General features: G+C 71.0%; 25 protein-coding genes. 15 read left to right on the forward strand and 10 right to left on the reverse strand.

Going from position 1 to position 25,085, the window contains the following annotated elements; all coding sequences use genetic code 11:
* Positions 1-66: 66 nt before the first annotated feature.
* Positions 67-2,259, reverse strand: a complete 2,193-nt coding sequence (locus tag OG858_RS26450; protein WP_328544350.1) for an ABC transporter permease — start codon at positions 2,257-2,259, stop codon at positions 67-69.
* Positions 2,253-3,164: an ABC transporter ATP-binding protein gene (locus OG858_RS26455; RefSeq protein WP_328544349.1), complete on the reverse strand. Its 912-nt coding sequence runs from the start codon at positions 3,162-3,164 to the stop codon at positions 2,253-2,255. The genes OG858_RS26450 and OG858_RS26455 overlap by 7 nt, the downstream gene beginning before the upstream one ends.
* A 122-nt stretch (positions 3,165-3,286) precedes the next feature.
* On the opposite strand from OG858_RS26455, the gene OG858_RS26460 reads away from it, so the two are divergent.
* Positions 3,287-4,495: a DUF2786 domain-containing protein gene (locus OG858_RS26460; RefSeq protein ID WP_319320860.1), complete on the forward strand. Its 1,209-nt coding sequence runs from the start codon at positions 3,287-3,289 to the stop codon at positions 4,493-4,495.
* A 15-nt stretch (positions 4,496-4,510) separates the two neighbouring features.
* Here the strand turns inward: OG858_RS26460 and OG858_RS26465 are convergent, their stop codons facing one another.
* The 4 genes from OG858_RS26465 to rpmB all read right to left on the reverse strand — a co-directional run bounded on the left by OG858_RS26465 (position 4,511) and on the right by rpmB (position 6,847).
* A complete protein-coding gene (locus OG858_RS26465; protein WP_256960781.1) occupies positions 4,511-5,110 on the reverse strand; it encodes a DUF4232 domain-containing protein in 600 nt (199 codons plus the stop codon).
* Between the two features lie 188 nt (positions 5,111-5,298).
* Positions 5,299-5,823, reverse strand: coding sequence for a hypothetical protein (locus OG858_RS26470; protein WP_086750936.1), 525 nt, complete (start codon positions 5,821-5,823; stop codon positions 5,299-5,301).
* A gap of 482 nt (positions 5,824-6,305) precedes the next feature.
* Positions 6,306-6,611 carry a 30S ribosomal protein S14 gene (gene rpsN, locus OG858_RS26475; protein WP_319065502.1) on the reverse strand — a complete coding sequence of 102 codons (306 nt, stop codon included), beginning with the start codon at positions 6,609-6,611 and terminating at the stop codon, positions 6,306-6,308.
* Entirely contained in the window at positions 6,611-6,847 is a 237-nt protein-coding gene (gene rpmB, locus OG858_RS26480; RefSeq protein WP_037702498.1) for a 50S ribosomal protein L28, read from the reverse strand. The genes rpsN and rpmB overlap by 1 nt, the downstream gene beginning before the upstream one ends.
* Positions 6,848-6,909: 62 nt before the next feature.
* Here rpmB and rpmG point away from each other — a divergent pair, with 62 nt between their 5' ends.
* The 5 genes from rpmG to OG858_RS26505 all read left to right on the forward strand — a co-directional run bounded on the left by rpmG (position 6,910) and on the right by OG858_RS26505 (position 9,625).
* Positions 6,910-7,074, forward strand: coding sequence for a 50S ribosomal protein L33 (rpmG, locus tag OG858_RS26485; RefSeq protein ID WP_037702495.1), 165 nt, complete (start codon positions 6,910-6,912; stop codon positions 7,072-7,074).
* A 5-nt stretch (positions 7,075-7,079) separates the two neighbouring features.
* Entirely contained in the window at positions 7,080-7,337 is a 258-nt protein-coding gene (locus tag OG858_RS26490; protein ID WP_046705934.1) for a type B 50S ribosomal protein L31, read from the forward strand.
* Positions 7,338-7,342: 5 nt separating this feature from the next.
* Entirely contained in the window at positions 7,343-8,680 is a 1,338-nt protein-coding gene (locus OG858_RS26495; protein ID WP_327748531.1) for a CobW family GTP-binding protein, read from the forward strand.
* Between the two features lie 6 nt (positions 8,681-8,686).
* Positions 8,687-8,920, forward strand: a complete 234-nt coding sequence (gene rpsR / locus OG858_RS26500) for a 30S ribosomal protein S18 (protein WP_086754642.1) — start codon at positions 8,687-8,689, stop codon at positions 8,918-8,920.
* A 438-nt stretch (positions 8,921-9,358) separates the two neighbouring features.
* Positions 9,359-9,625, forward strand: coding sequence for a DUF397 domain-containing protein (locus OG858_RS26505; RefSeq protein WP_005475842.1), 267 nt, complete (start codon positions 9,359-9,361; stop codon positions 9,623-9,625).
* Between the two features lie 81 nt (positions 9,626-9,706).
* Here the strand turns inward: OG858_RS26505 and OG858_RS26510 are convergent, their stop codons facing one another.
* Complete coding sequence (locus OG858_RS26510; protein WP_086748930.1) at positions 9,707-10,201, reverse strand: ATP-binding protein; 495 nt, start codon at positions 10,199-10,201, stop codon at positions 9,707-9,709.
* Between the two features lie 347 nt (positions 10,202-10,548).
* Between OG858_RS26510 and OG858_RS26515 the strand changes: the two genes are divergently transcribed.
* From OG858_RS26515 to OG858_RS26530, 4 genes are all read left to right on the forward strand, one after another.
* The gene (locus OG858_RS26515; protein ID WP_086748931.1) at positions 10,549-11,373 is read left to right on the forward strand and encodes a helix-turn-helix domain-containing protein; all 825 of its coding nucleotides are present in this window, start codon (positions 10,549-10,551) and stop codon (positions 11,371-11,373) included.
* A 132-nt stretch (positions 11,374-11,505) separates the two neighbouring features.
* Entirely contained in the window at positions 11,506-12,966 is a 1,461-nt protein-coding gene (locus tag OG858_RS26520) for an aldehyde dehydrogenase family protein (RefSeq protein WP_037702484.1), read from the forward strand.
* Positions 12,967-13,093: 127 nt separating this feature from the next.
* Positions 13,094-13,642, forward strand: coding sequence for a DinB family protein (locus OG858_RS26525; RefSeq protein WP_086748932.1), 549 nt, complete (start codon positions 13,094-13,096; stop codon positions 13,640-13,642).
* 25 nt (positions 13,643-13,667) lie between these two features.
* On the forward strand, positions 13,668-14,309 hold the full coding sequence (locus tag OG858_RS26530; RefSeq protein WP_086748933.1) for a PadR family transcriptional regulator: 642 nt from the start codon (positions 13,668-13,670) through the stop codon (positions 14,307-14,309).
* Positions 14,310-14,579: 270 nt separating this feature from the next.
* Here OG858_RS26530 and OG858_RS26535 read toward each other — a convergent pair whose 3' ends face one another.
* Positions 14,580-16,016, reverse strand: a complete 1,437-nt coding sequence (locus OG858_RS26535) for a glutamate decarboxylase (protein WP_327748530.1) — start codon at positions 16,014-16,016, stop codon at positions 14,580-14,582.
* 247 nt (positions 16,017-16,263) lie between these two features.
* Between OG858_RS26535 and OG858_RS26540 the strand changes: the two genes are divergently transcribed.
* A complete protein-coding gene (locus OG858_RS26540; RefSeq protein WP_086753336.1) occupies positions 16,264-17,025 on the forward strand; it encodes a MerR family transcriptional regulator in 762 nt (253 codons plus the stop codon).
* A 177-nt stretch (positions 17,026-17,202) separates the two neighbouring features.
* A complete protein-coding gene (locus tag OG858_RS26545) occupies positions 17,203-18,144 on the forward strand; it encodes a DedA family protein (protein ID WP_319065499.1) in 942 nt (313 codons plus the stop codon).
* Between the two features lie 184 nt (positions 18,145-18,328).
* Here the strand turns inward: OG858_RS26545 and OG858_RS26550 are convergent, their stop codons facing one another.
* Both OG858_RS26550 and OG858_RS26555 read right to left on the reverse strand, forming a co-directional pair.
* A complete protein-coding gene (locus OG858_RS26550) occupies positions 18,329-20,056 on the reverse strand; it encodes a threonine/serine exporter family protein (protein WP_373420920.1) in 1,728 nt (575 codons plus the stop codon).
* 136 nt (positions 20,057-20,192) lie between these two features.
* Entirely contained in the window at positions 20,193-20,684 is a 492-nt protein-coding gene (locus OG858_RS26555) for an inorganic diphosphatase (RefSeq protein WP_020113767.1), read from the reverse strand.
* A gap of 79 nt (positions 20,685-20,763) precedes the next feature.
* On the opposite strand from OG858_RS26555, the gene dacB reads away from it, so the two are divergent.
* From dacB to tilS, 3 genes are all read left to right on the forward strand, one after another.
* Positions 20,764-22,416, forward strand: a complete 1,653-nt coding sequence (dacB, locus tag OG858_RS26560; RefSeq protein WP_319262558.1) for a D-alanyl-D-alanine carboxypeptidase/D-alanyl-D-alanine endopeptidase — start codon at positions 20,764-20,766, stop codon at positions 22,414-22,416.
* Between the two features lie 189 nt (positions 22,417-22,605).
* Entirely contained in the window at positions 22,606-23,730 is a 1,125-nt protein-coding gene (locus OG858_RS26565) for a zinc-dependent metalloprotease (RefSeq protein ID WP_319065497.1), read from the forward strand.
* 191 nt (positions 23,731-23,921) lie between these two features.
* Complete coding sequence (tilS, locus tag OG858_RS26570; RefSeq protein WP_319262556.1) at positions 23,922-25,085, forward strand: tRNA lysidine(34) synthetase TilS; 1,164 nt, start codon at positions 23,922-23,924, stop codon at positions 25,083-25,085.

Consider the following 25,085-nt stretch of genomic DNA (forward strand, 5'->3'; position numbering starts at 1 on the left):
CGCATACCCGGTCTCCGCCCGCGCACCCGCTCCCCACCCGCGCGCCCGGAAGGCGCCCACCTCATCTCAGCGCCGCCCCAGCGCCCCGCCGGCGGCGACCACGGCCACGACCCCGCACACCCCCACACACGCCCCCACGACCTCCCACGGCACCATCACCCCCACCGGCGCCGCCAACGACCCCAACGCACCCACCACCCCCGCCAGGTTCACCGCGGTGACCGCCATTCCCAGCACCACTCCCACCAGGACCGCGACCAGCGCCTCACCCACCACAACCACCCGCACCTGGCCCCGAGTGGCCCCGGCCAGTCGCAGCGACCGCAGCTCCGCACCCCGCGCCGACGTGGCCATCAGCAACGTCCCGGCCAGCGAGATCCCCGCGTACACGAGCGCGATACCCAGCACCACGAGAAACCCGAGCCGGGTGTGCGCCTTGGTGCCGGGACGGTTCGCCGCGAGCCACTCCTCGGCCGACCGCACCGTCCCACCGGCCCCCGCCGCCCCGTCCGCCGCCCTCTCCAGCACCGCCGCGACCCCCTCCCGGTCCACCCCGCTCCCCACCCGCACCTCGACCCGGTCCACGGTCGCCCCGCCGGCGTTCGCGGCCGTCACGTACGCCCCGTTGTCCCCGGTGCCCTGCGCGAGCACCGCCACGATCCGCAGCCGTACGGGACGCCCGTCGCCGAGCCACACGCGCACGCTCTGCCCCACCTCGTGCCGCTCCCACTCCTCGTTCACGACGATCGACCGGTCGTCGAGATCACGCACGTCACCGGCGACCACCGGCAGCCGCGACACCGCCGCGAAGGCGGCCACATCCGTCACCGCCCGTGCCTCGGACCGCACCAGCGCGCTCCCCTCCTCCACCACATACACAGCGGTGGAAGCCGACTCGGCCACGGTCGCCCCGGCGACCTTCCCGCCATCGATCCGCAAGCCCTCACCCGTACTTGTCTCACCCGCCGCATCCGACTCGCTCGTGACCACGAAGTCCGCCCGAGTCCGTGTGTGCGCCTCCGCCCCCTTCGCCTCCGCGACCGTCCCCGCGGCCCCCAGCAGGGAGCCGGCCAGCGCGACGGTCACCAGCACGGGCGCGGCGACGGCGGCGGTACGGCGCACCGACGTGGCCGCGTTCTCCCTGATCAGCAGCCCGGCGGCCCCGGGAACCCCCGCCCCCACCAGCCGTACGACCGGCCGGACGAGCAGCGGTGCGAGCGCGGCCGCCGCCGTGATCAGCAGCATCGGCTGGGTGGTGTACGTCTTCCGCTTCAGCAGTCCGGCGGGGTCGGTCCCCAACTTCCAGGCCAGCAGCCCCAGTCCAGCCGCCAGCAGAGCGGAACCGATCACCCGGCGCGACAGCGGCAGCACCCCCGTGTCCACGGACGCCTCCCGCAACGCCTCCACGGGCCCGATCCGCCCGGCCCGCCGCGCGGCCACCCAGGCCCCGGCGAGCGCCACCGACACCCCCGTCCAGAAGGCCACGTGGTACGGCCACACCACCGCACCCGGCACCGCGAACCACGTCGGCGCGATCCCGCCGTTCACCAACTCCCGTACCAGCACAGGCGCCCCCCACGCCCCCAGCGCACACCCGGCACCGGACGCCACGACCCCGACCGCCAAAGCCTCCCCGAGCAGCAGCCGCCGTACCTGACCCGGTGTCGCGCCCGCCATCCGCAACAGCCCGAACTCCCGCCTGCGCAGGGCCACCACGAAGGCGAACGTCGACGCCGTCACGAACACCGACACGAAGGTGGTGACCCCGCCCGCCGTCCCCAGCAGCGAGTTCACCGCGACCAGCGCCTCCGCGTCCCGCCCGTACGACGGATCCACCTGCCGCCGCGCGTCACCCGTCAGCACCCGCGCCCGATCCCCGACCACCGCCCGTACGTCGGCGACGGCCGCCTCCACCCCGACCGCGTCCGGCCCGGCCGGGCCCCGGCCCGCCGCGTCCGTCGTCACCGGCCCCAGCGCGCGCAACTCCGCGAGCAGTCGTTCGTCCACAGGGTGTGGATCCGCCAGCTTCTGCGACACCCGGGCCGTCCCCGGCCCCCGCCGCACCTCGACCGTCAGCCTGTCCAGGCCCGCGACCACGACGGGGGAGTCGCCGAAACGCTCCGGCGTACGCGCGGGCGGGTCGAGTGTCGCCGCGAGCCCGAGCCCCATGGCGGTCATCACCCCGACCCCCAGCGCCACCGCGACGAACGACCCGATCAGCGCCGCCCACCGCGTACGCAACGACGACAAGGTCAGCACGTCACACCCCCGACGATCCCGCTGCCGGCAGTACCGGCAGTACCGGCAGTACCGGCAGTACCGGCAGTACCGGCAGTACCGGCAGTACCGGCAGTACCGGCAGTACCGGCAGTACCGGCAGAACCGGGAGCACCGGGAGCACCGGCCGTTCCAGCCGCCCGCTCCAACCCGGCCATACGCGCCGCCACGCCCTCCACCGACGGCCGGACCAACTCCCCGCTCACCCGCCCGTCGACCAGGAACACCACCCGGTCCGCGTACGACGCGGCCACCGGATCGTGCGTGACCATGACCGTGGTCTGGCCCTCCCGGTCCACCAACTCCCGTAGCAGGCAGAGCACGTCACGGCTGGTCGTGGTGTCGAGCGCCCCGGTCGGCTCGTCGCCGAAGAGGACCGCCGGGCGGGTGATCAGGGCCCGGGCCAGGGCGACCCGCTGCTGCTGCCCGCCGGACAGCTGGGCCGGCCGGTGTCCGGCCCGCTCGGCCAGCCCCACCCGGGCCAGGGCCTCGCGCACCGCTCCGCGCGAGGGCCGCCGCCCGGCGAGCCGCAGCGGAAGGGCGACGTTCTGCGCGGCGGTGAGAGAGGGGAGGAGGTTGAAGGCCTGGAACACGAATCCGATCCGTTCCCGGCGCAGCAGCGTCAGCCGCCGCTCGCCCAGCCCGGCCAGTTCCACCCCGTCGACCCGCACTGTCCCGTCCGACGGCCGGTCCAGCCCCGCCGCACACTGCAACAGCGTCGACTTCCCCGACCCCGACGGCCCCATCACCGCCGTGAAGGTCCCGGCCCCGAAGTCGAGGTCCACCCCGTCGAGGGCGACGACCTCCCCGTACGACCGCCGCAGGCCCCGTACGCGTACGGCCGCGACCTCCGTCTTTCCCGCCTCTGCTACCGCTGTCGTGGTCATGCCCCAAGCGAACCGTCCGCGCGCCGCCCGCACACGACCACTGGAGGGTGTCCCGGGGGTATGGCCGGCCCTACCTCCCTGCGACTCATGACACGACCGCGCCTCATGACACGATCGAACACGTGAGTACGACCAGCACGGTGGACCGCGCCTTCGAAGCGGCCCTCTACGCCGACACCGACGCCGCCCTGGACACCGGGGCCTCCCTGCTCGCCGCCGACCCGGCGGCCGACGCGGAACTCGCCCGGCGCGGACGGGAGTTCGTCGCCGGGGCCTGGCGGCGCGGCTGGCAGCCCGCCGACGTCGTACGGTTCGTGCGGCGCGAGCTGGAGGACGAGCACGTCCGTCTCCTCGCGGTGCTCATCGTCGAGGAGCACGAGCGGGAGCAGGAGCAGAGGGCGACGGAGGGGAACCGGCAGTCACCACGCGGCCCGCGCTGGACCGCCCAGCTCGACGAGGTCGGGGAACTCGCCGCACACCCCACCCGCACGGACCGCTTCTCGTACGCCACCACGGCCCTGGAGCTGTACCGCCTCCTCCTGCGCCTGCCCACCCTCGAACCGCTGGACCACCCGCGGGCGGCCGGCGACGCCAAGAACTCGCCCCACCCCGAATCCCGCATGCTCGGCCGTATCCGCGCGCTCCTCGCCAAGGCGGAGGCGACGGGCTTCCCGGAGGAGGCGGAGGCCCTCAGTGCGAAGGCGCAGGAGCTGATGGCGCGGCACAGCATCGACGAGGCACTGCTGGCGGCCCGCGCGCACAGCAAGAACACGCCCGGCGCCTGCCGGATCGGCGTCGAGCCGCCCTACGAGACGGCCAAGGCGGTGCTCCTCGACGCCGTGGCGCGGGCCAACCGCTGCGAGACCGTCTGGAACGACGACCTCGGGTTCTCCACGGTCGTCGGGTTCGAGGCAGACCTGGAGGTCGTCGAACTGCTCCACACCTCGCTCCTCGTCCAGGCCACCACGGCGATGACGAAGGCGGAGGCCGCCCAGCGCAGGGGCGGCCGCAAGCGGACCAAGACCTTCCGACAGTCCTTCCTGGCCGCCTACGCCCACCGGATAGGGGACCGGCTGGCCGAGGTCGCCGAGGCCCAGGTCGCCGAGGCGGAGGCCGAAGGCGCGGGTCCGCACGGGGCGGGCGCCCCGGAACAGGACCTCCTGCCCGTCCTCGCCGCCCGCGGCGTCGCCGTCCGCGAGCAGTTCACCCGCATGTTCCCGGACACGGTCACCACCCGCGTCCGGGGCGTCAGCGACCTGGCCGGCTGGCAGCAGGGGGCGGAGGCAGCCGACCGCGCCCAGGTCAAGGCGCGGCCCCGGCTGCCGTCATGACCCGGACGCGGCGGCTCAGTCGCCCGCCGGCAGGAACGGCCCCACCGTCGCCTCCAGCGTGCTCTCGGACTTGACGGCGACCTCGGGGTCCGGCCACTTGAAGCTGCTGACCTTGCTGTCTCCGGGCAGGGTGAGCTTCAGCTGGTCCACGGCGGCGCTCTTCTCCGTGTCACCGGCGACCCCGCGCACGTACGCGATGGTGAAGGTCATCGACTGACCGGCCTCCAGCGTCGCCTCGGTGTCCTCGGACGCGCCCTCCTGCGGCTGGAGCGCCCAGGACCTGTCGCCGGCGAACAGGTCGACCCCGGCGAGGCCCTTCAGCGTGCAGGCGGCTTTGCCCTTGTTGGTGACGGTGACCGGCACGGCACCCTCGTCACCGGCGGCCGGGGCGGCGCTGCTGGGCCCGACCTCGAAGCCGGCCTGCGCGGCCGTGCAGGCGCCCCCCTTGCCGCTGTCGGCGGTGGCGGCGCCGGTCTTGCCGTCACCGCCCCCGTCACCTCCGTCACTTCCGTCACCCCCGCCACAGGCGGTCAGCGTGAGGGCCGCGAGGAGGGCGGCGGCGATGGCGGTCGGAGCGGTGCGCATGGAGTTCCCGGTGGAGTTCGTGGCTGTCACAGCACAGCCGATGACGGTGTGAAAGTGCGAACGGGCCACGAAACCCGGAGGTTCCGCGGCCCGTCCGACACATGATCTACGATCCACGGCTCGTCGTAGACCGGATCCTCAACCTGATCAGGACCGGATCCTCAACCTGATCGCGACCCGATCCGCGCCCCGATCCGCGACCCGATCCAAGCCCTGCTCTACGACCCGGCGCTCGCCGTGGGCAGGTCCGTCGGCAGCCCGGACGGCAGTGACCCCGCGGCCTTCTGGAACGTCTCCTCGCCGACGCCGCCCTCCCACGTGATCGTGAGGGACTTGGAGCTGACCTTGTCCACCATGCCCTCGGTGCGCTCGTCGCTGCCGTCCTGGCACTTGAGGCTGATCATCTGCATGTTCGCCGCGTCGGAGACCTTGCCGCTGCACACCGAGGTGTTCACGAAGACGGCGACCTCGTCACCGTTGACGAACAGGGCGACCGCCTTGCCGTCGGTCGTGGCCAGCCAGTTGCCCTGCAGCTCGGTCTTGGCTCCGGAGGAGTCCCCGGAGCCACCGCTGTCCGAGCTGTCCGTCGGGGTCGGGGCGGCCGACGACTCCTTGGCGTCGGAGCCGCCGTCGTCGCTGCTGCACCCGGTCAGCACGAGCGCCGCCGCGAGCCCGGCCGCCGCGGCCGCGACGCGTATGCGTGGGCGGGCGGAGGAAGCCCTGGTCACGGGCCTTGCCGTCATCGCCGTACTCGCCGTAGTCACTGGAGGTCTCCCAAAGCTGTGGCCGGATCCGGTCGCCGCGGCGACAGCGGCAAGCTACCAGGAGTGGCTCTGCGGCAGATGGCCGGGAACTGTGAGGACCCCGAGGACGACACAAGCCGCGACGGCCCGGCACACAAGCCGCGACGGCCCGGCACCTGACGAATTCCGCGATGCCCGTGGTGCCCGTCGGAAGCCGCGCCGCCCCGGTGCCTGACGAGATCCGTGACGGCGTGTACCCGTCGGAGGCCGCGCCGCCCCGGTACCTGACGAGATCCGTGACGGGCGAGTACCCGACACAAGCCGCGACGGGCCGGCACGCAAGCCACCGGCGGCCGGGCACCCGACGAGATCCGCGATGCCCCCGGCCCCGACGAGATCCGCGCTACCCCGGCCCCGACGAGATCCGCACCGCCCAGGCACCGACCAAACCCCGACACGCACCCCCTCCGCCTCCTCTGCCCTTACCAGGACGACTTGCGCACCCCCGGCAGGAACCCCGCGTGTGCCTGTTCCCGCAGGCTCACCCGGGACAGCCCGAACGTCCGGAAGTACCCCCGGGGCCGCCCGTCCACCTGGTCCCGGTTGCGGACACGGGTCGCGCTCGCGTCGCGCGGCTGTGCGCGCAGTTCCCGCAGGGCGGCCTCGCGTTCGGCCTCCGTTGCGGACGGCCGTCGGATGATCTCCTTCAGCTCGGCCCGTCGCACGGCGTACCGCGCGACGATCTCCTGCCGCTTCTCGTTCTTCGCGATCTTGCTCTTCTTCGCCATCAGACCCGCACCCCCCGGGCACGGATCCGCGCGACCGCGGCCTCGACGCCGATGACGTCCACGGTCTTGATCCCCTTGGTGCTCAGCCGGAGCCGCACATGACGGTTCTCGCTGGGCAGCCAGTACCGCTTGGACTGGATGTTCGGGTCGAAGCGGCGGGACGTACGCCGGTGGGAGTGCGAGATGCGGTTGCCGAAACCGGGCTGGGCGCCGGTCAGCATGCAGTGGGCGGACAAGGGTGATGCACCTCTCTCGATCCAGTGATGCAAATGGATGTCATTTTCAGTAAGGTACCAGCATGGCACGCAACGAACTCCGCCCGGTCGTCAAACTCCGGTCCACGGCCGGCACCGGTTACACCTACGTCACCCGCAAGAACCGCCGGAACGACCCGGACCGGCTGACGCTGCGCAAGTTCGACCCGAGGGTCGGCCGCCACGTCGACTTCCGAGAGGAGCGCTGACCGACATGAAGAAGGACATCCACCCCTCGTACGGGCCCGTCGTCTTCCGGGACCGCGCCGCGAACCACACCTTCCTCACCCGCTCGACGATGACGAGCGGGAAGACGATCGAGTGGGAGGACGGCAACACGTACCCCGTGGTCGACGTCGAGATCTCGAACGTGAGCCACCCCTTCTACACGGGCACCGCGCGCGTGCTGGACACGGCGGGCCGCGTGGAGAAATTCGAGAAGCGGTACGGCGCCGGGAAGAAGCGGGGCTGACCGACATGACCCAGCTGTCTGTCGCGATCGTCGGCGGGCTGCACGCCGACGCCCGGCGGGCCGCCGTCGAGGCGCTGCTCGCCGGGGTCCCGGGCAGCGTCGCGCTGCACCACGACCTCTCCACCGCCGCGGACGGTCCGGACGCCAAGGTCGTCCGGACCGTCCGGGACGCCACGGGCGTCGTCTCCACCGGTGAGACCCCGCTCGTCAACGACTGCGCCTGCTGCGCCCTCCGCGAGGACCTCGTCCCCGAACTGGAGCGCCTGGCCGACGCGGGGCTGACCCGCCTGGCCGTGGTCGAACTCTGGGACTCGGTCGAACCGAAGGCGATGGCCGAGGTGGTCGCCGCGAGCGGCCTGCGCCTCACCTCGGTGATCACGGCTGTGGACCCTGCCCTCCTCCTGCCCTGCCTCGGCGACGGCGACGACCTCGCCGACCGGGGCCTGGCCGCCGCCACCACCGACCAGCGCACCGTCGCCGACACCTTCGCCCGCCAACTGGAGTACGCCCCCGTCCTGGCCGTACTCGATTCGGACGAGGCCGACGAGGAGGACAGGGCGCTACTGGCCCAACTCCATCCGACGGCACGGAAGGTGCCCATCGGTGACGGCGCGTCCGAGAGCGCGGGGGGCGCGGCCGACGCATGGTCGGGCTGGTTCACGGAGGTGGACGCGATCGGCGCCCTTGAAGGGGCCGAAGGCCCTGAAAGGGGCGCGGGGCAGCATCGATATGCGGCTCCGCCGCAGGGCGCGACCAGCCACAACGAACCCGCACTCGGCAGCTCACGGCACGCCCCACGGCGCCCCCCGGCCCTGATCGCCGCAGCGTTCGCCGGCTTCGACGTCGACGCGGCCGCCGCCGCCCAGCATCCCGCCTGCGCCCTTCTCCCCACCGACGCCGACGAATGCGGTGTCACCACCCTGGTCTGGCGCCGCCACCGCCCCTTCCACCCCGAGCGGCTGTACGCGGCGCTGGAAGACCTCTGCTGCGCGGCCGCCCGCAGCCGCGGCAGGTTCTGGCTGGCCGAGCGCCCCGACACCCTGCTGCACTGGGACGCGGCCGGCGGCGCCCTGTGCGTGGAGTCGGTCGGCCCCTGGCTCGCCTCGCTCCCGGACGCGGCCTGGGACCTGGTCCCCCCGGTCCGCCGGGCCGCCGCCGCCCTCGACTGGCACCCGGAACACGGTGACCGCTGCCAGCATCTCGTCTTCACCTCCCCGGGCCTGGACCGCGACGGACTCGAACAGCTGCTGGAGTCCTGCCTGCTCACCGACGCCGAGTACGCCGCCGGACGCGCAGCCTGGGAACGGCTGCCGCGCCCCTTCGACACCTTCCTGGAGGTCTGACCCACCATGCCCCGCAAGCCGGAGCGCAAGCCCGTCAAGTCCCGCCCCAACCCGCTGGACCAGGCGAAGATCACGTACATCGACTACAAGGACACCGACCTGCTGCGGCGCTTCATCTCCGATCGCGGCAAGATCCGCAGCCGCCGTGTCACCCGCGTCACCGCCCAGCAGCAACGACAGCTCGCCCGCGCCGTCAAGAACGCCCGCGAGATGGCCCTCCTGCCGTACTCCACCCGCTGACTAGCACCCCCTGAGCCGTCGTCGAACCACGATCGACCACCGCCCGACCACCACCCCCACCCGGCCCCCGGGGAGGCTTCACGGCCTCCCCGGGGGCACTCGTTTCCCGCCATCCTGCGAAGACCGGCCCCACCCCCTGAACCGCGCGGACCCGCCCCCCGTAGGGAGGGACATGGGGCCGTGAATCGGACGACAGCAGTCGCCGGACCCGCCGATGGAACAGGATCGCCCTGTCTTGCGTCTCTCCAGTGCTGTAACCGCAGGACCACCCCTCGTGCACGTGCATCTGCTCGTGCATGTGCAGGTGCATCCGCTCGCGCGTCAGCACGTGAACAAAGCTATGATCCGGAGCAGTTGACCGTTGCATCACTGGCATCACTGGCCACACCAGTGCCCATGCGCATCAAGCGCACCACTGCACCACCCGGGGAGCGACCTGTGGACCACGACGTGTACGGCGTGGATGACGTGTACAACGGCATGGCCGCGACGGAGCTGACCCAGCTCCACGCGGTGGCCTGGCAGAAGAGTCGGCACAGCAACTCGCAGGGCAACTGCGTGGAGTTCGCGAGGCTGCCCGGCGGTGAGGTGGCGGTGCGCAACTCCCGCTTCCCCGACGGCCCGGCGCTCGTCTACACGCGCGCCGAGATCGAGGCGATGCTCCTGGGCATCAAGGACGGAGAGTTCGACCACCTGGTCGGATAATCCCGCCCAGCGGCGGGGAAGTCGGCGGTCCCGACGATGTGACACGCGTAGAACCGCGGCGCCGAAAAGCGCCGCGGTTCGTCAGTGGGCGGAGGGCAGACCCTGCGGGGACGGGACCTGGAACAGCGCCCACACCACCTTGCCGCTGAGCGCGCCGCCCAGCGGATGCCAGCCCCAGCTGTCCGCGAACGAGTCGACCAGGAACAGTCCGCGCCCCGACTCCGCCGAGAAGTCCTCGGAATCGCCGGCGACCGGGCTGTCGTGACTGGGGTCGCGCACCGCGCACACCAGCCGCTCGGTCCAGCGCATCAGGTGCAGCCGTACGGGCGGGTCCTGGGCCGGGCGCAGCCCGTTGCCGGAGGGCAGGCCGTGCCGCAGGGCGTTGGTGACGAGTTCCGAGACCACGAGACAGACGTCGTCGAAGCGGTCGTCCAACCGCCACTGGCCGAGGGTGCCCCGGGTGAACTGCCGTGCCTCGCGCACCGCTTCGTAGCGGGGCGGCAGAGCGCAGGACGCCGCGTTGGACACGGTCGCGGGATCAAGTGGCGGAAGCCCCTGCCGTAAGGGTTCGAGCATGGTCGATCCATTCGTCCCCATGCGAGGCACTCCCGGGTGTCTGCGGTCGTTGCGATGCAGCGGTGGCGCGAGACCATGGTTTCTGATGCGTACAGCAGATGCAAGGGCAGATGCACGTGCACGCGCCCGAAATGGACCTCCCCATACCGCTTGCTCAACATTTCTTCTGTCACTCTGCTCCCTCTTCCCCTCCGTCCCGTGCGTCTCAGACGTTGAAGACTTTCCATTTCTGTAACCGGGCGAGTGCGGATCGGAGTGGTTTAGTGGCAGACTGCGGCCCTTGAAGAAGTTGGGGAGGCTGGACGAACGTGGGCGCCGGTGAATCAAGCGGGTCGGTGGTGAGGCGGATGCTGCTGGGCTCGCATCTCAGGCGGTTGCGCGAGTCGCAGGGGATCACCCGGGAGAAGGCCGGGTACTCGATCCGCTCCTCCGAGTCGAAGATCAGTCGGATGGAACTCGGCCGGGTCAGCTTCAAGACCCGTGACGTGGAGGACCTGTTGACCCTCTACGGCGTCACCGACGAGGCCGAGCGCACCTCGCTGCTCTCCCTGGCGAAGGAAGCCAATGTCGCCGGCTGGTGGCACAGCTACTCGGACGTCCTGCCCAGCTGGTTCCCCACCTACGTCGGCCTCGAAGCCGCGGCCCATCTCATCCGCAGCTACGAAGTCCAGTTCGTGCACGGCCTGTTGCAGACCGAGGCGTACGCCCACGCGGTCGTCTCCCGGGGCATGAAGGGCGCGAGCGAGGCCGAGATCGACAAGCGGGTGGCCCTGCGCATGGAGCGCCAGAAGTACCTGGTGGCCGAGAGCGCCCCGGAGTTCCACTGCGTCCTCGACGAGGCCGCGCTGCGCCGGCCGTACGGCGACCGGGAAGTGATGCGGGGTCAGCTCCAGCATCTGATCGAGATCTCCGAGCGCCCGAACGTTCGGATCCAGGTCATGCCGTTCAGTTTCGGCGGACATGCCGGCGAGAGCGGCGCCTTCACCGTGCTGAGCTTCCCCGAGTCCGACCTCACCGACGTCGTCTATCTCGAACAGCTCAGCAGCGCGCTCTATCTGGACAAGCGCGAGGACATCGCCCAGTACGAGCGGACGATCAAGCAGCTCCAGGACGACAGTCCGTCCACGGACGAGAGCCGGGACCTGCTGCGGGGGCTGTTGCAGCTCTCCTGAGCCTCCCCGCCTTCCCTGTCTGCCTCCCTGAGAGTCTTCACGGAGTCTCCCGAGTAGCTCTCCAACTCCCTTTACCCACAAGTACGATGACGAGTGATCAATCTTGATCGATGCCGACTGATTGAGGATCACATGTCGTCCTACTTCACCGACCTGGCCCAGCAGTACATCGGCGGCGAGTGGCGCCCGGGCTCGGGTTCCTGGGACATCATCGACTTCAACCCGTACGACGACGCGAAGCTCGCGTCGATCACGATCGCCACGGTCGACGAGGTGGACGAGGCCTACCGGGCCGCCCAGGCGGCCCAGAAGGAATGGGCCCAGGTCAACGCCTACGCGCGTCGCGCGGTCTTCGAGAAGGCCCTCAAGGTCATCGAGGAGCGCGAGCAGGAGATCGCGGAGGTGATCATCGCCGAACTCGGCGGCACCCACCTCAAGGCCGGGTTCGAACTGCACCTCGCCAAGGAGTTCCTGCGCGAATCGATCCAGTTGGCGCTGCGCCCCGAGGGCAGAATCCTTCCGTCACCGGTCGACGGCAAGGAGAACCGCCTCTACCGCGTGCCGGTCGGTGTCGTGGGCGTCATCAGCCCCTTCAACTTCCCCTTCCTGCTCTCCATCAAGTCGGTCGCCCCGGCCCTCGCCCTCGGCAACGGCGTGGTGCTGAAGCCGCACCAGAACACCCCCATCACCGGCGGCACCCTGGTCGCGAAGATCTTCGAGGAGGCCGGCCTGCCCGGCGGGCTGCTCAACGTCGTCGTCACCGACATCGCCGAGATAGGCGACGCCTTCATCGAGCACCCCATCCCCAAGGTCATCTCCTTCACCGGCTCCGACAAGGTCGGCCGCCACGTCGCCACCGTCGCCGCCGCGAACTTCAAGCGCACGATCCTCGAACTGGGCGGCAACAGCGCCCTGGTGGTCCTGGACGACGCCGACGTCGACTACGCCGTCGACGCGGCCGTCTTCTCGCGCTACGTCCACCAGGGCCAGGTCTGCATGGCCGCCAACCGGGTCCTGGTCGACCGCTCGGTCCAGGCCGAGTTCACCGAGAAGTTCGTGACGAAGGTGAAGTCCCTGAAGGTCGGCGACCCGAGCGACCCGCAGACGGTCATCGGCCCGGTCATCAACTCCTCCCAGGCGGACTCCCTCAAGGCCGTCGTCGAGCAGGCCCTCGCCGAGGGCGCCACGGCGCTGGTCCACGGCTCCACGACCGACAACCTGGTCGAGCCGTCCGTCCTCACCGACGTCCCCGCCGGCTCCGCCCTCCTCCAGCAGGAGGTCTTCGGACCCGTGGTCTTCCTCATCCCCTTCGACGGCGAGGAGGAGGCCGTCCGTATCGTCAACGACACCCCGTACGGCCTCAGCGGCGCCGTCCACACCGGTGACATCGAGCGGGGCGTGAACTTCGCCAAGCAGATCGACACCGGCATGTTCCACGTCAACGACGGCACCGTCCACGACGAGCCCCTCGTCCCCTTCGGCGGCGAGAAGCACTCCGGCATCGGCCGCCTCAACGGCGAGACGACGGTGGACGCCTTCACCACCCAGAAGTGGATCTCAGTCCAGCACAAGCGGAGCTTCTTCCCGTTCTGACCCCCCGCTTCGCGCATTTCCTCTCCGACGGGCCCTTGCGGACAGAACCTGACCGCAAGGGCCCGTAGCTTCGTCGGTGTCAGAGGGGCTCTCCCGAGGCCCCCGGTCCGGCGAAAGGCAGACGGTCATGGTCACGCACGTGAGCGCGGAGGCGAAGGGCGACGAGCGAGGGGCGCTGCTGGCCTTCGTGGCGGAGCAGCGCGGCGGCATCCGCCGCGCGCTGCTCGGACTGACCGACGAGCAGGCCTCCAGCAGGCCGAGCGCCAGCGAACTCTCCCTGGCCGGGCTGCTCAAGCACGTCGCCGAGGTCGAGCAGGGATGGATCGCCCGGGCCAAGGGCGAGCCCCCGACCGTGCACCGGGACGAGTCGAACTGGCACGAGTGCTTCACCCTCGTGGGCGACGAGACCGTGGAGTCGCAGCTCGCGTACTACGAGAAGGTGGCCGCCGCCACGGAGGAGTTCATCCGCGCGGTGCCCAGCCTCGACGACACCTTCGAACTGCCGAGGACGTCCTGGAACCCGAAGGACGAGTGGCTCTCGATGCGCTGGCTGTGCCTGCACCTCATCCGCGAGACCGCCCGGCACGCGGGCCACGCCGACATCATCCGCGAGTCGCTGGACGGCGCCACCGCCTTCGAGCTGGTGGCGAAGGAGCAGGGTACGAGCTGGGGGTGACTCCTCGTGGTTCTACCCTGGGCCCATGTCAGCGATCCGTCTTCTCGTGCTCGGCGCCGTGCGCCAGCACGGGCGGGCCCACGGCTACCAGGTGCGCAACGACCTGGAGTACTGGGGCGCGCACGAGTGGTCCAACGCCAAGCCCGGCTCGATCTACCACGCCCTGAAGCAGATGGCGAAACAGGGACTGCTGCTCGCGCACGAGATCGCCCCCTCCACCGTCGGCGGACCGCCCCGCACCGAGTACGAGATCACGCCGCAGGGCACCGAGGAGTACCTCAGGCTGGTGCGCGAGTCCCTCACCGCCTACGACCAGAAGCCGGACATCCTCTCCGCCGCGCTCGGCACCATGGTCGACCTCGGCCGGGAGGAGGTGCTCGGACTCCTGGAGGAACGCGTGCGGTCCATCGAGAAGTGGCGCAGGTCCGTCACCGAGTACTACACGCCCGAGGACGGCCCCGGTCAGCTCGGCCACATCGGCGAGATCATGAACTACTGGATCCACTCCGCCGACACGGGCGCCGACTGGACCCTTGGCCTCATCAACCGCATCCGCGCCGGCGCCTACACCTTCGCGGGCGAGGGCGAACCGTTCGTCGGCGTCCTGGCGGAGGGCCAGAAGAACCCGTACGCGACGGGGGAGCGGCATCCGGACGACGACCACTGACCCCGCCCTCGCCTTTCAGGGGCGATTCGGGGAACGGCGCGAGCACCCACCCACAGCCCGCAGCCACCCACAGCCCGCAGCCACCCACAACGGCCCCACCCGCAACCCGCACCCACCCCCTAGGGCGCTTCTGATGGCTCTCGGTCGGAGCTCATCCCGCCGATCGGCGCCGTGCGAGGTGTCTCGTGAGGTGTCTCGTGAGGCGTCGGCCGCCTCACGGGACTCGTCCGTAACCGCTCACGAACGGCTTCAAGAGCCGTCAGAAACCGGCTAGTGGTGGAACCCTGTGGCAGTCCCCTTCTCCCGGATCAACGGCCCGGACTGCCGCCGGAGTTCAGGCAGCAGACTCCCGAGATCCTCCAGGAACAGCCCCGCGAGATCGGACGTGAACCCGTTGCGGCACACCACCCGGAGCACGGACAGATCCTCCCGGTTCTCCGGGAACGTGTACGCCGGCACCAGCCACCCTCTCTCCCGCATCCGCCGGGCCACGTCGAAGACGTCGTACGCGGTCACCCCCTCATCCGTCGTGAAGGCGAACACCGGCAACTCATCCCCCCGGGTGAGCAGCCGGAAGTCCCCGAACTTCCCGACCGCTTCCGCGAGCCCCGTCGCCACGTCCCGCGTCGACTGCTGCACCGCCCGGTACCCCTCACGCCCGAGCCGCAGAAACGTGTAGTACTGCGCGACGACCTGCGCCCCGGGCCGCGAGAAGTTGAGCGCGAACGTGGGCATGTCCCCGCCCAGGTAGTTCACCCGGAAGACGAGCTCCTCCGGCAGCTCCGCGGCGGACCGCCACAGCGCCCAGCCGACCCCCGGATACACCAGCCCGTACTTGTGCCCGGAGGTGTTGATGGACGCCACCCGAGGCAACCGGAAGTCCCACACCAGCTCCTCGTCGAGGAAGGGCGCGACCATCGCGCCGGACGCGCCGTCGACATGGACGGGCACATCCAGACCCGTACGTTCCTGAAGGGCGTCGAGCGCCGCGCACAACTCGGCGATCGGTTCGTACGACCCGTCGAAGGTGGAGCCGAGAACGCCCACGACCCCGATGGTGTTCTCGTCGCACAGCGCCGCGGCCGCCGCCGGGTCGAGATGGAACCGGTCGCCCTCCATGGGCACCTGCCGGGCCTCGACCTCCCAGAAGTTGCAGAACTTGTCCCAGCAGACCTGGACGTTGACCCCCATGACGAGGTTGGGCCGGGCGCCCGAGGGGTACCGGTCGGCGTTCCGCTTCGCCCACCGCCGCTTGAGGGCCATCCCGGCGAGCATGCAGGCCTCGCTGGACCCGGTGGTCGAGCAGCCGACGGCGGCGCTCGGATCGGGCGCGTTCCACAGGTCGGCGAGCATCGACACACACCGCCGCTCCAGCTCGGCCGTGCGCGGGTACTCGTCCTTGTCGATCATGTTCTTGTCCCGGCACTCACCCATCAGGACCCCGGCCTCCGGCTCCATCCAGGTGGTGACGAAGGTGGCGAGGTTGAGCCGTGAGTTGCCGTCCAGCATGAGTTCGTCGTGGACGACCTGATAGGCCGTCGAGGGGGCCAGCGGAGCGTCCGGGAGCCGGTGCTTGGGCGGGGCCTCGGTCATACCGCCGACCGGGTTGGCCTGGCCGTAGAAGGGGTTCACGGCGAGCCGGTGCCCGTCGTTCCGGTTGCGCCCGCCGTCCTGCGGGTCGTCGCTGTCCCATCGGTGCAGTGGCATGTCTTCGACGGTAGGTCCGCCACGGGGGACTCGCACCTCACGTGTACCGGGTGAGCTTGCCGCCCGCGGGCCGAGAGCAAGGGGCGCAGCCCCTGCTTTTCAGGGGCGCGGGGAACTGCGCGACCAGCCACAACGCACCCGAACCCGCCAATCCACCGACCCCCCACCCCCTCAGGCGTTCAAAGACTTGCACCTCACCCGACGTGAGGCCCCAGCCTGGAACCCGTACCGAGAAGGGACCGGAAGCATGAGCTACACCGTGGGACAGGTCGCCGGCTTCGCCGGAGTCACGGTGCGCACGCTGCACCACTACGACGGGATCGGCCTCCTCGTACCGAGCGAGCGCACCGGCGCGGGCCACCGCCGCTACGGCGACGGAGACCTCGACCGGCTCCAGCGGATCCTGTTCTACCGGGAGCTCGGCTTCCCCCTCGACGAGGTCGCGACCCTGCTCGACGATCCGGAAGCGGACCCGCGGACGCACCTGCGCCGCCAGCACGAGCTGCTGACCGCCCGGATCGAGAAGCTGCAGAAGATGGCCGCGGCCGTGGAGCACGCCATGGAGGCACGCAGGATGGGCATCAACCTCACCCCCGAGGAGCGGTTCGAGGTCTTCGGGGACAAGGACCCCGAGCAGTACGCCGAGGAGGCGGAACAGCGCTGGGGCGGCACGGAGGCGTACGCCGAGTCGCAGCGCCGCGCGGCCACGTACACGAAGGAGGACTGGAAGCGCATGCAGGACGAGGTGGCCGACTGGGGCGCGCGCTACGACGCCCTGATGGCCGCCGGCGAGGAACCGACGGGCGAGGCGGCCATGGACATGGCCGAGGAGCACCGGCAGCACATCGGCGCCTGGTTCTACGACTGCCCGTACGAGATGCACCGGTGCCTCGGTGAGATGTACGTCTCCGACGAGCGCTTCAAGGCGTTCTACGACGCCACGCGCCCCGGTCTGGCCGAGCACCTGCGGGACGCGATCAACGCGAACGCGGCCCGTCGGCGCCCCTGACCCCACGGCTGACCACACAGCTTGGTCTCAGTGCGGCCACAGGGCACTCTGGGGGAGCCGGTGGAACCTAGTGGGGTGACCGTGCGTTGATAGCTTTGGTCACCCCTATGGGTCCCACCGTCGTGGGTCCTCACCCACAGGCACTCCTTTTCTCTCACCCCCCAGGAGCCCGGAACCGTGACGACGATCGCCCTCGGACCGAGCTGGTTGGATCCGGACTATCTGCTCGACTCGTTCGGTATCTGGGGCCTGCTCCTGATCGTGTTCGCCGAGTCCGGCCTCCTCATCGGCTTCTTCCTGCCGGGTGACTCGCTGCTCTTCACGGCGGGCATGCTGATCGCCACCGATGTGCTGGACTTCCCGCTCTGGGCGGCCATCGTCCTGATCTGCGTCTCCGCGATCGTGGGCGACCAGGTGGGCTACATGTTCGGCAAGAAGGTCGGCCCCGCGCTGTTCAAGCGGCCCGACTCCCGCCTGTTCAAGCAGGAGAACGTCACCAAGGCCCACGAGTTCTTCGAGAAGCACGGCCCGAAGTCCCTGGTCCTGGCCCGCTTCGTGCCCATCGTGCGTACGTTCACGCCGATCATCGCGGGCGTCAGCGGCATGCGGTACCGCACGTTCCTCATCTTCAACATCGTCGGCGGCATCCTCTGGGGCGCGGGCGTCACCCTCCTCGGCTCCTGGCTCGGCAAGATCGAGTTCGTCAGGACCAACATCGAGGCGATGCTGCTCCTCATCGTCTTCGTCTCGGTGCTGCCGATCATCGTCGAACTCCTCAAGGCGAGGAAGGCGAAGAAGAACCAGCCCCAGCAGTCCCAGCAGCCCCCGGCCGCCCCGGTCATGGACGACGCGACGACCCAGCTCCGCCGCATCCCCCCGACCGACCCCCAGCAGCAGCCGTACGACCCCAACCAGGGCTACGACAACCAGGGCTACGACAACCAGGGTTACGGCAACCAGGGCTACCAGCAACAGGGCCACCAGCAGCAGGGCCACCAGGACTACGGCTACCAGCAGCCCCAACAGCAGCCGTACGCCCAGCAGTACCCCCAGGGCAACCAGTACCCCCCGAACCAGAACCAGCAGGGCTACCAGGGCCAGGACTACCCGCAGTACTGATCCAGCAGGTCACCACCCGCGCTCCTCTCACCTGGGGGCGCGGGTGTTCTTGCGTTCAAGGGAGCGGCGGTTCGCGTTCTTGAGAGGCCGGCGCGGTGCTTTCGAGGGGCGCGGGGAACTGCGCGACCAGCCGCATCCGACCCGCAGCAGCCAACACCCCAGTAACCCCCGAGCTGTCCGGCGCTCAGAACCCCCTGGTCCGCTTCGCGGCCCTCCGCCCCACCCGCGCGGCACCAGGCAGGAACAACCGGAACAGCTCGGACCCCAGGTTCACCCCGATCGCGATGGCCATCGCCAGCGCCGCCGCCTTCGTCAGCGACACCAGCCCTGCGTCCACGTCGTTCTGCGCGAACGCCAGCAGCCCGAAGTACGTCGCGGACCCGGGCAGCAACGGTCCGATCGCCGCGGTGGTGTAGGGCAGCGCGGAAGCGAACCGATACCGCGACAACAGCTGTCCGAACAGCCCCACCACCCCCGCCGCCACCGCCGTGGACGCGACCGGCGAGATCCCGCCCGCGTCGTGCATGGCCCCGTAGACAGCCCAGGCGACACCCCCGTTCAGGGTCACCGCCAGCACGGTGGATCGTTCCTGCTGAAGCAGCACCGCGAAGGTCAGCGACAACAGCATCGACGCGCCGAGCTGCCACAGGGGCCGCTCCGCGCTGCCGAGCGCCGCGTCGGGGTTCAGCTCGGCACCCAGCTTCACGCCGAAGTACAGGACGAGCAGCACCCCCACCACGATGCCCACGAAGAGGTACATGACCTCCAGGAGCCGGGCGGAGGCGGTGATGTAGTAGCCCGTCAGCCCGTCATGGGCGCCCGCCACCAGCGCCCGCCCGGGCAGCAGCGCGAAGAGCCCACCGGTGATGACCGCGGACGCCTCCACGTCCACGTGCGTCACCGTCAGCGCCACCCCGATCGCCGCCGGGGGCATCGCCGCCACCAGGAACTGGTAGAACTCCGGCAGCCCCCGCCCCGAGCACAGCCAGGCCAGCCGGTCGCCGAGCATCGCACCCAGCGCCGCGGCGACGAAGACCACGACCCCACCGCCGACCAGCACGGACGCGGCGCCGGCGAGCAGTCCGCTCGCCGCGGTCAGCGCCCAGCCGGGATACGGGTGCCGGTTGCGCCGTATCTCCGCGAGCCGCCGGTAGGCCTCCTCCAGCGTGATCGCGCTCTCCGGGTCGCTGAGGTCGTCCACCAGCTGGAAGACGGCCGCGAGCCGGGTGTAGTCGGTGGCCCGCCGCCGGACGATCCGGGACGCCGTGACCGGGTCGTCCACCAGCGACGGCTGGTGGGTGACCGACAGCTGGGTGAAGGTGACCGTCGGCTCGCAGCGGTCGAGGCCGTAGGACCTGCACACGGCGAACATCGCCGCCTCCACGTCCTCCGCGCCCTCGCCGCCCGCCAGCAGCAGTTCGCCGATACGCAGGGTGAGGTCGAGCACCCGCGGCACGGCGGGCCCCGAATCACCGTCCGCGCGTGCCGGCGGCTCCGGCGCGGGCCGCTCCGCAACCGGCATCCGCAGCATCGTGCGCATCCGGTCCTGCCAGGGCACGTCCTTGGTCAGGCTCACGGCCGGTATCCCGGTGGGAGGCGTGAACGCGACCGGCGCGTGTCGCGCGCTGTACGTCCGCGGCAGACTGAACGCGGACCCCTCCTGCTCCGTCGCCACCGGCTCGGGTGGCGCCATCCCCTCCGGCAGGGCGAACTCGGAGGTCGTCTGCGCCTCCGACTCGGCCCCGCCGGCCGGTACGTCCAGTCCGGCCGGGATCGCGAACTCCGAGGTCACCGACGCATCGCCGTCGATCCCCAGAACGACGCCCACCGGCACGAACGCGCCGTCCGCCGCGTCCGACACCGGCTTGCGGTCCTCCTTCGGCCCGGGCTTTCCCGGTTCCGTCACTCCCACTCAGCCGCGCTCCCTGAACGACACTTCGGTACGCCTCAGTATGCGTAACGACACGCACTGGTACGCGAACGGGCCGCGCGCCCCCTCAGGGGGGCACGCGGCCCGTTCACGAGAACAGCCGACAACAGAGCTGGGGTCAGTGACCGCCCTGCTCCTTGAAGCGCAGGTACGACTTCTCGACCTCGGCCTCGGCCTCCGTGCGGCCGACCCAGTCGGCGCCCTCGACGGACTTGCCGGGCTCCAGGTCCTTGTAGACCTCGAAGAAGTGCTGGATCTCCAGGCGGTCGAACTCCGAGACGTGGTGGATGTCACGCAGGTGCTCCACACGCGGGTCGGTCGCCGGGACACACAGCAGCTTGTCGTCGCCGCCGGCCTCGTCCGTCATCCGGAACATGCCGATCGCACGGCACTTGATGAGACAGCCCGGGAAGGTCGGCTCGTCCAGGATGACCAGCGCGTCCAGCGGGTCGCCGTCCTCGCCGAGAGTGTTCTCGACGAATCCGTAGTCGGTCGGGTAGGCGGTCGAGGTGAAGAGTCGACGGTCCAGGCGGATCCGACCGGTCTCGTGGTCCACCTCGTACTTGTTCCGCGAACCCTTCGGAATCTCGATCGTGACGTCGAACTCCACCGGTGGCTCCTCCATGATCAACACATAGTTCTGGTGGTTAAGTGTCCCTCACGCAGGTGGGTGATCGCGAAAGGGGCTGGTGGTCGTGCGGGAGCCGAAGGTCTGGCGGGCCGCGAGACCGCATGTGGTGCGGGTCGCGCGCGGCGTGAAACCGGGGATCGCGCGCGCCACGCGCGCCGTGAAACCCGGTGTCGCGCGCGTCGCGCAGGTGGTGAAACCCGGCGTCGTACGCGTCACGAGCGCCGTCACGGCACGCTCCTCGCAGCTCACGGGGAGCGCGAAGAAGCTCACGACCCTCCAGCTCACCGCCGGCGCGGCCACCCTGGGGCTGGTGCTCTCGGCCGGGGCGGTGACCGCCGCCGGACCCTGGGACTCCTCCGGTCAGCGTACGGCCGAGCGCGACTGGGCGGCATCGCGGGCCGGCCAGGGTGGCGCAGATCACGGAAGTGGTTCGGGCACGTCGTCCGGTACGGCGCCGGGGGCGCCCCAACCCGCGCCGAGCGCCCCCTCCGTACTGGCAGGCCTCGGCGGCGCCTCGGGCGCGGGCTCCGCGCCCGAGTCCGCCGCCCTGGCGGCCGCCCTCGACCCGTTCCTGAAATCCCCCGTCCTGGGTCCGCGCCGCGCGGCCGCCGTCGTCGACGTCGAGACCGGCGAGCAGCTCTACACCCAGAACGCGGACGACGCCCTGACCCCCGCCTCCACCACCAAGATCGCCACGGCGGTCGCGGCCCTCACGGCGGTAGGTCCCGACCACCGCATCGAGACCCGCACGGTCCTGGCGCCCGACTCCGCCGAGGTGGTCCTCGTCGGCGGCGGCGACCCCACACTCACCGCCCACAAGGACACGGGCGGCTACGCGAGCCTGCGCACCCTCGCCGACGAGACGGCCGCAGCCCTCGACAGGCGTCACCTGAACGAGATCACCCTCAGCCACGACACCTCCCTCTACGAGGGCCCCGAGCAGCACACCATCGGCGCGAACGGCAATCTCGCCCTGGTCGTCCCCCTCATGGCCGACGAGGCCCGCCTCGACGACTCCTCCAGCGGCAGCGCGGACCGCGACCCCGATCCGGCGGCGCACGCGACCGCGAAGTTCGCCGACCTCCTTCAGGAGCGGGGCATCAAGGCGAAGACCGAGGACTCCGGCCCGGCCCCGAAGGACGCCGAGGAACTCGCCGCGGTCTCCTCTCCGCCCCTCGCGACCCTGGTCGAGCGCATGCTCACCAACAGCGACAACGACATCGCCGAGGCCCTCGCCCGTCAGGTCGCGCTCGCGACGGGCGAGCAGCCGAGCTTCGAAGGCGGCGCGGCGGCCATCAAGAAGGAGCTGAAGAAGCTCGAACTGCCACTCGAAGGCGTCGAGTTCGCGGACGGCAGCGGCCTCAGCCGGGGCAACCGGCTCACCCCCGCCCTCCTCACCGCCCTCCTGGCCGAGTCCGCGGCCCCCTCCCACCCCGAACTCCGCCCGGTCCTCACCGGCCTCCCCGTCGCCGGTTTCACCGGCACCCTCCGCACCCGCTACTCCACCGACGCCACCGGCACCGGCATCGTCCGCGCCAAGACCGGCACCCTGAGCAACGTGAACACCCTCGCCGGCACGGTCGTGGACGCGGACGGGCGCCTCCTGGCCTTCGCCTTCCTGGCCACGGAGACAGAACTGGCGAACACCGACCTCGCCAAGAAGGCCCTGACGGACGCAACCTCGGCCTTGGCGATGTGCGGCTGCCGCTGAGGGGGGAAGCAGGCCGGGGAAGAGCAAGGGGCGCAGCCCCTGCTTTTCAGGGGCGCGGGGCTGTGTCGATATGCGGCTCCGCCGCGTGGGCGCGAGCAACCACGACCCACCCGCCCCCAAGTCACAACCGCACCCACCCCCCGCCCCACGGCCTGCCCTCAGCGGCAGCGCTCACGTACGGTTGACAGCATGACTCGTATCGGTGGTGCCGAGATGGTCGACTGGAATCTCGCGGTGGCGACCGCGACCCGGCTCGTACGGCCGGGCCCCGAGGTGAGCCGCGACGAGGCCAGGGCCATCGTCGCCGAGCTCCGCCGGCACGCGAAGGCGTCGGAGCAACACGTCCGGGCCTTCACGCGGATGCTGCCCGACACGGGCGACGACACCCCCGTCCTCGTCGTCGACCGGCCCGGCTGGGTCCGGGCCAACGTCGCAGGCTTCCGGGAACTGCTGAAGCCGCTGCTGGACAAGATGCAGGAACGTCGCGGCAACACCCCGGGCGGGGCCGTCCTCGGCGCGGTCGGCGGCAAGGTCACCGGCGTGGAGCTGGGCATGCTCCTGTCGTTCCTCTCCTCCCGGGTCCTCGGCCAGTACGAGACGTTCGCCCCGGCGACCCGCGAACTCCCTGCGGGGGAGAACGGCGGCGGCCGACTGCTCCTCGTCGCGCCGAACATCGTGCACGTGGAGCGCGAACTCGATGTCCAGCCCCACGACTTCCGTCTCTGGGTGTGTCTGCACGAGGAGACGCACCGGACGCAGTTCACGGCGGTCCCCTGGCTGCGGGACCACCTGGAGGGTGAAATCCAGTCGTTCCTGGGGGAGACCGAGGTCGACCCCACGACCTTCCTGGAGCGCATCAGGGAGGCCGCCCAGTCACTCGCGGGTGGCCGGCCCGAGGGAGAGGTGGGCGACGACGGTCACTCGATCGTGGAGTTGGTGCAGACCCCCGCGCAGCGCGAGATCCTCGGCCGGCTGACCGCCGTCATGTCCCTCCTGGAGGGCCACGCCGACTACGTGATGGACGGGGTGGGCCCGGCCGTCGTGCCGTCGGTCGCCGAGATCCGCGAGAAGTTCCAGCAGCGACGCGCGAAGGGGGCCTCCCGCCTGGACCAGGCCCTGCGCAAGCTGCTGGGCCTGGACGCCAAGCTCAGGCAGTACAGGGACGGCGAGCGGTTCGTACGGGCGGTCGTCGAACAGGTCGGCATGGACGGTTTCAACCGGGTGTGGACCTCCCCGAACACCCTGCCGACCAAGACGGAGATCGCCAAACCGGCGGACTGGGTCACGCGGGTGCACCACAGGGCGGAGTCGTGAGCCGCGCGCGAGCGTGGTGAACGAATTCGGCCGACGGCAGGCAAACGCTCCTCCAATCACCCGTCCGAGGGACCGTGAGGGAGGGGTAGGCGTGCAATGCTCGGGGAACGGCCCGGTTCTGTCACCATCTACACACTCTGAGTGACCGAACTCGGGCTCACCCCCCGACAATTTCATGAAGGGAACCGGACATGGGTCCCCACCCCGCGGTCGCGGCGATACGCCTGGCGGTCCGCCGCGTACTCCACGACCTCCTCACCGAACACCACACGAACACCTCCCAGCACGCGCCCGCCTGCGCGACCCCCGGCGCGCCGTCCGGCACGGGCGCACAACCCCTGCCCGCGCCCGCCACGGCCGTACCCCCCGCGGCCGTGCCCATCGGCGTCAGGCGCAACGCGTCCGCGCGCGCGGGTTCCCCGCACCCGGGGACCGCACACGAGCGGCCGCTCGTGCTCGTGGCGTGCTCCGGCGGCGCCGACTCCATGGCGCTCGCCTCCGCCCTCGCCTTCGAGGCGCCCAAGCTCGGCGTCCGCGCCGGCGGCATCACCGTCGACCACGGTCTGCAGCCCGGCTCCGACCTGCGCGCCGAGGAAGTCGCCCTGCGCCTGCGGGAACTGGGCCTGGACCCGGTCGAGTCCGTGGCCGTGACCGTCGGCCGCGACGGCGGCCCCGAGGCCGCCGCCAGGGACGCCCGCTACGGCGCCCTGGACGCCGCGCTGGAACGCCACGGAGGCACCGCCGTCCTGCTCGGCCACACCCGCGACGACCAGGCCGAAACCGTCCTGCTCGGCCTCGCCCGCGGCTCCGGCATCCGCTCCCTGTCCGGTATGGCCGCGGTCTCGGGGGCCGACGGCCGCTACCGCCGCCCGTTCCTCCAGCTCGACCGGCAGACCGCCCGCAAGGCCTGCATGGTCCAGTCACTGCCCGTGTGGGACGACCCCCACAACGCCGATCCCGCCTACACGCGGTCCAGGCTCCGGCACGAGGGCCTGCCCGCCCTGGAGAAGGCGCTCGGCAAGGGCGTCGTCGAGGCCCTCGCCCGTACGGCCCAGCTCTCCCGGGACGACGCCGACGCCCTCGACACCTGGGCCCGCCAGGCCGAGCCTGCCGTCCGGGACGCCGCGGGCCTGCTGGAGTGCGCGAAGCTCTACGCCCTGCCGCCCGCCGTACGCCGCCGGATCCTGCGCCGGGCCGCCATCGACGCCGGTGCTCCGGCGGGTTCCCTCTTCGCCCGGCACATCGAGGAGGTCGACCGTCTCATCACCGGCTGGCGCGGTCAGGGAGCCATCAATCTCCCCGGCCGGGTCGTCGCCCAGCGCCAGGGTGGCAGACTGGTGATTCGGCAAGGCTGA

Origin of the sequence: Streptomyces europaeiscabiei (assembly GCF_036346855.1) — a bacterium.
Lineage (GTDB): Bacteria > Actinomycetota > Actinomycetes > Streptomycetales > Streptomycetaceae > Streptomyces > Streptomyces europaeiscabiei.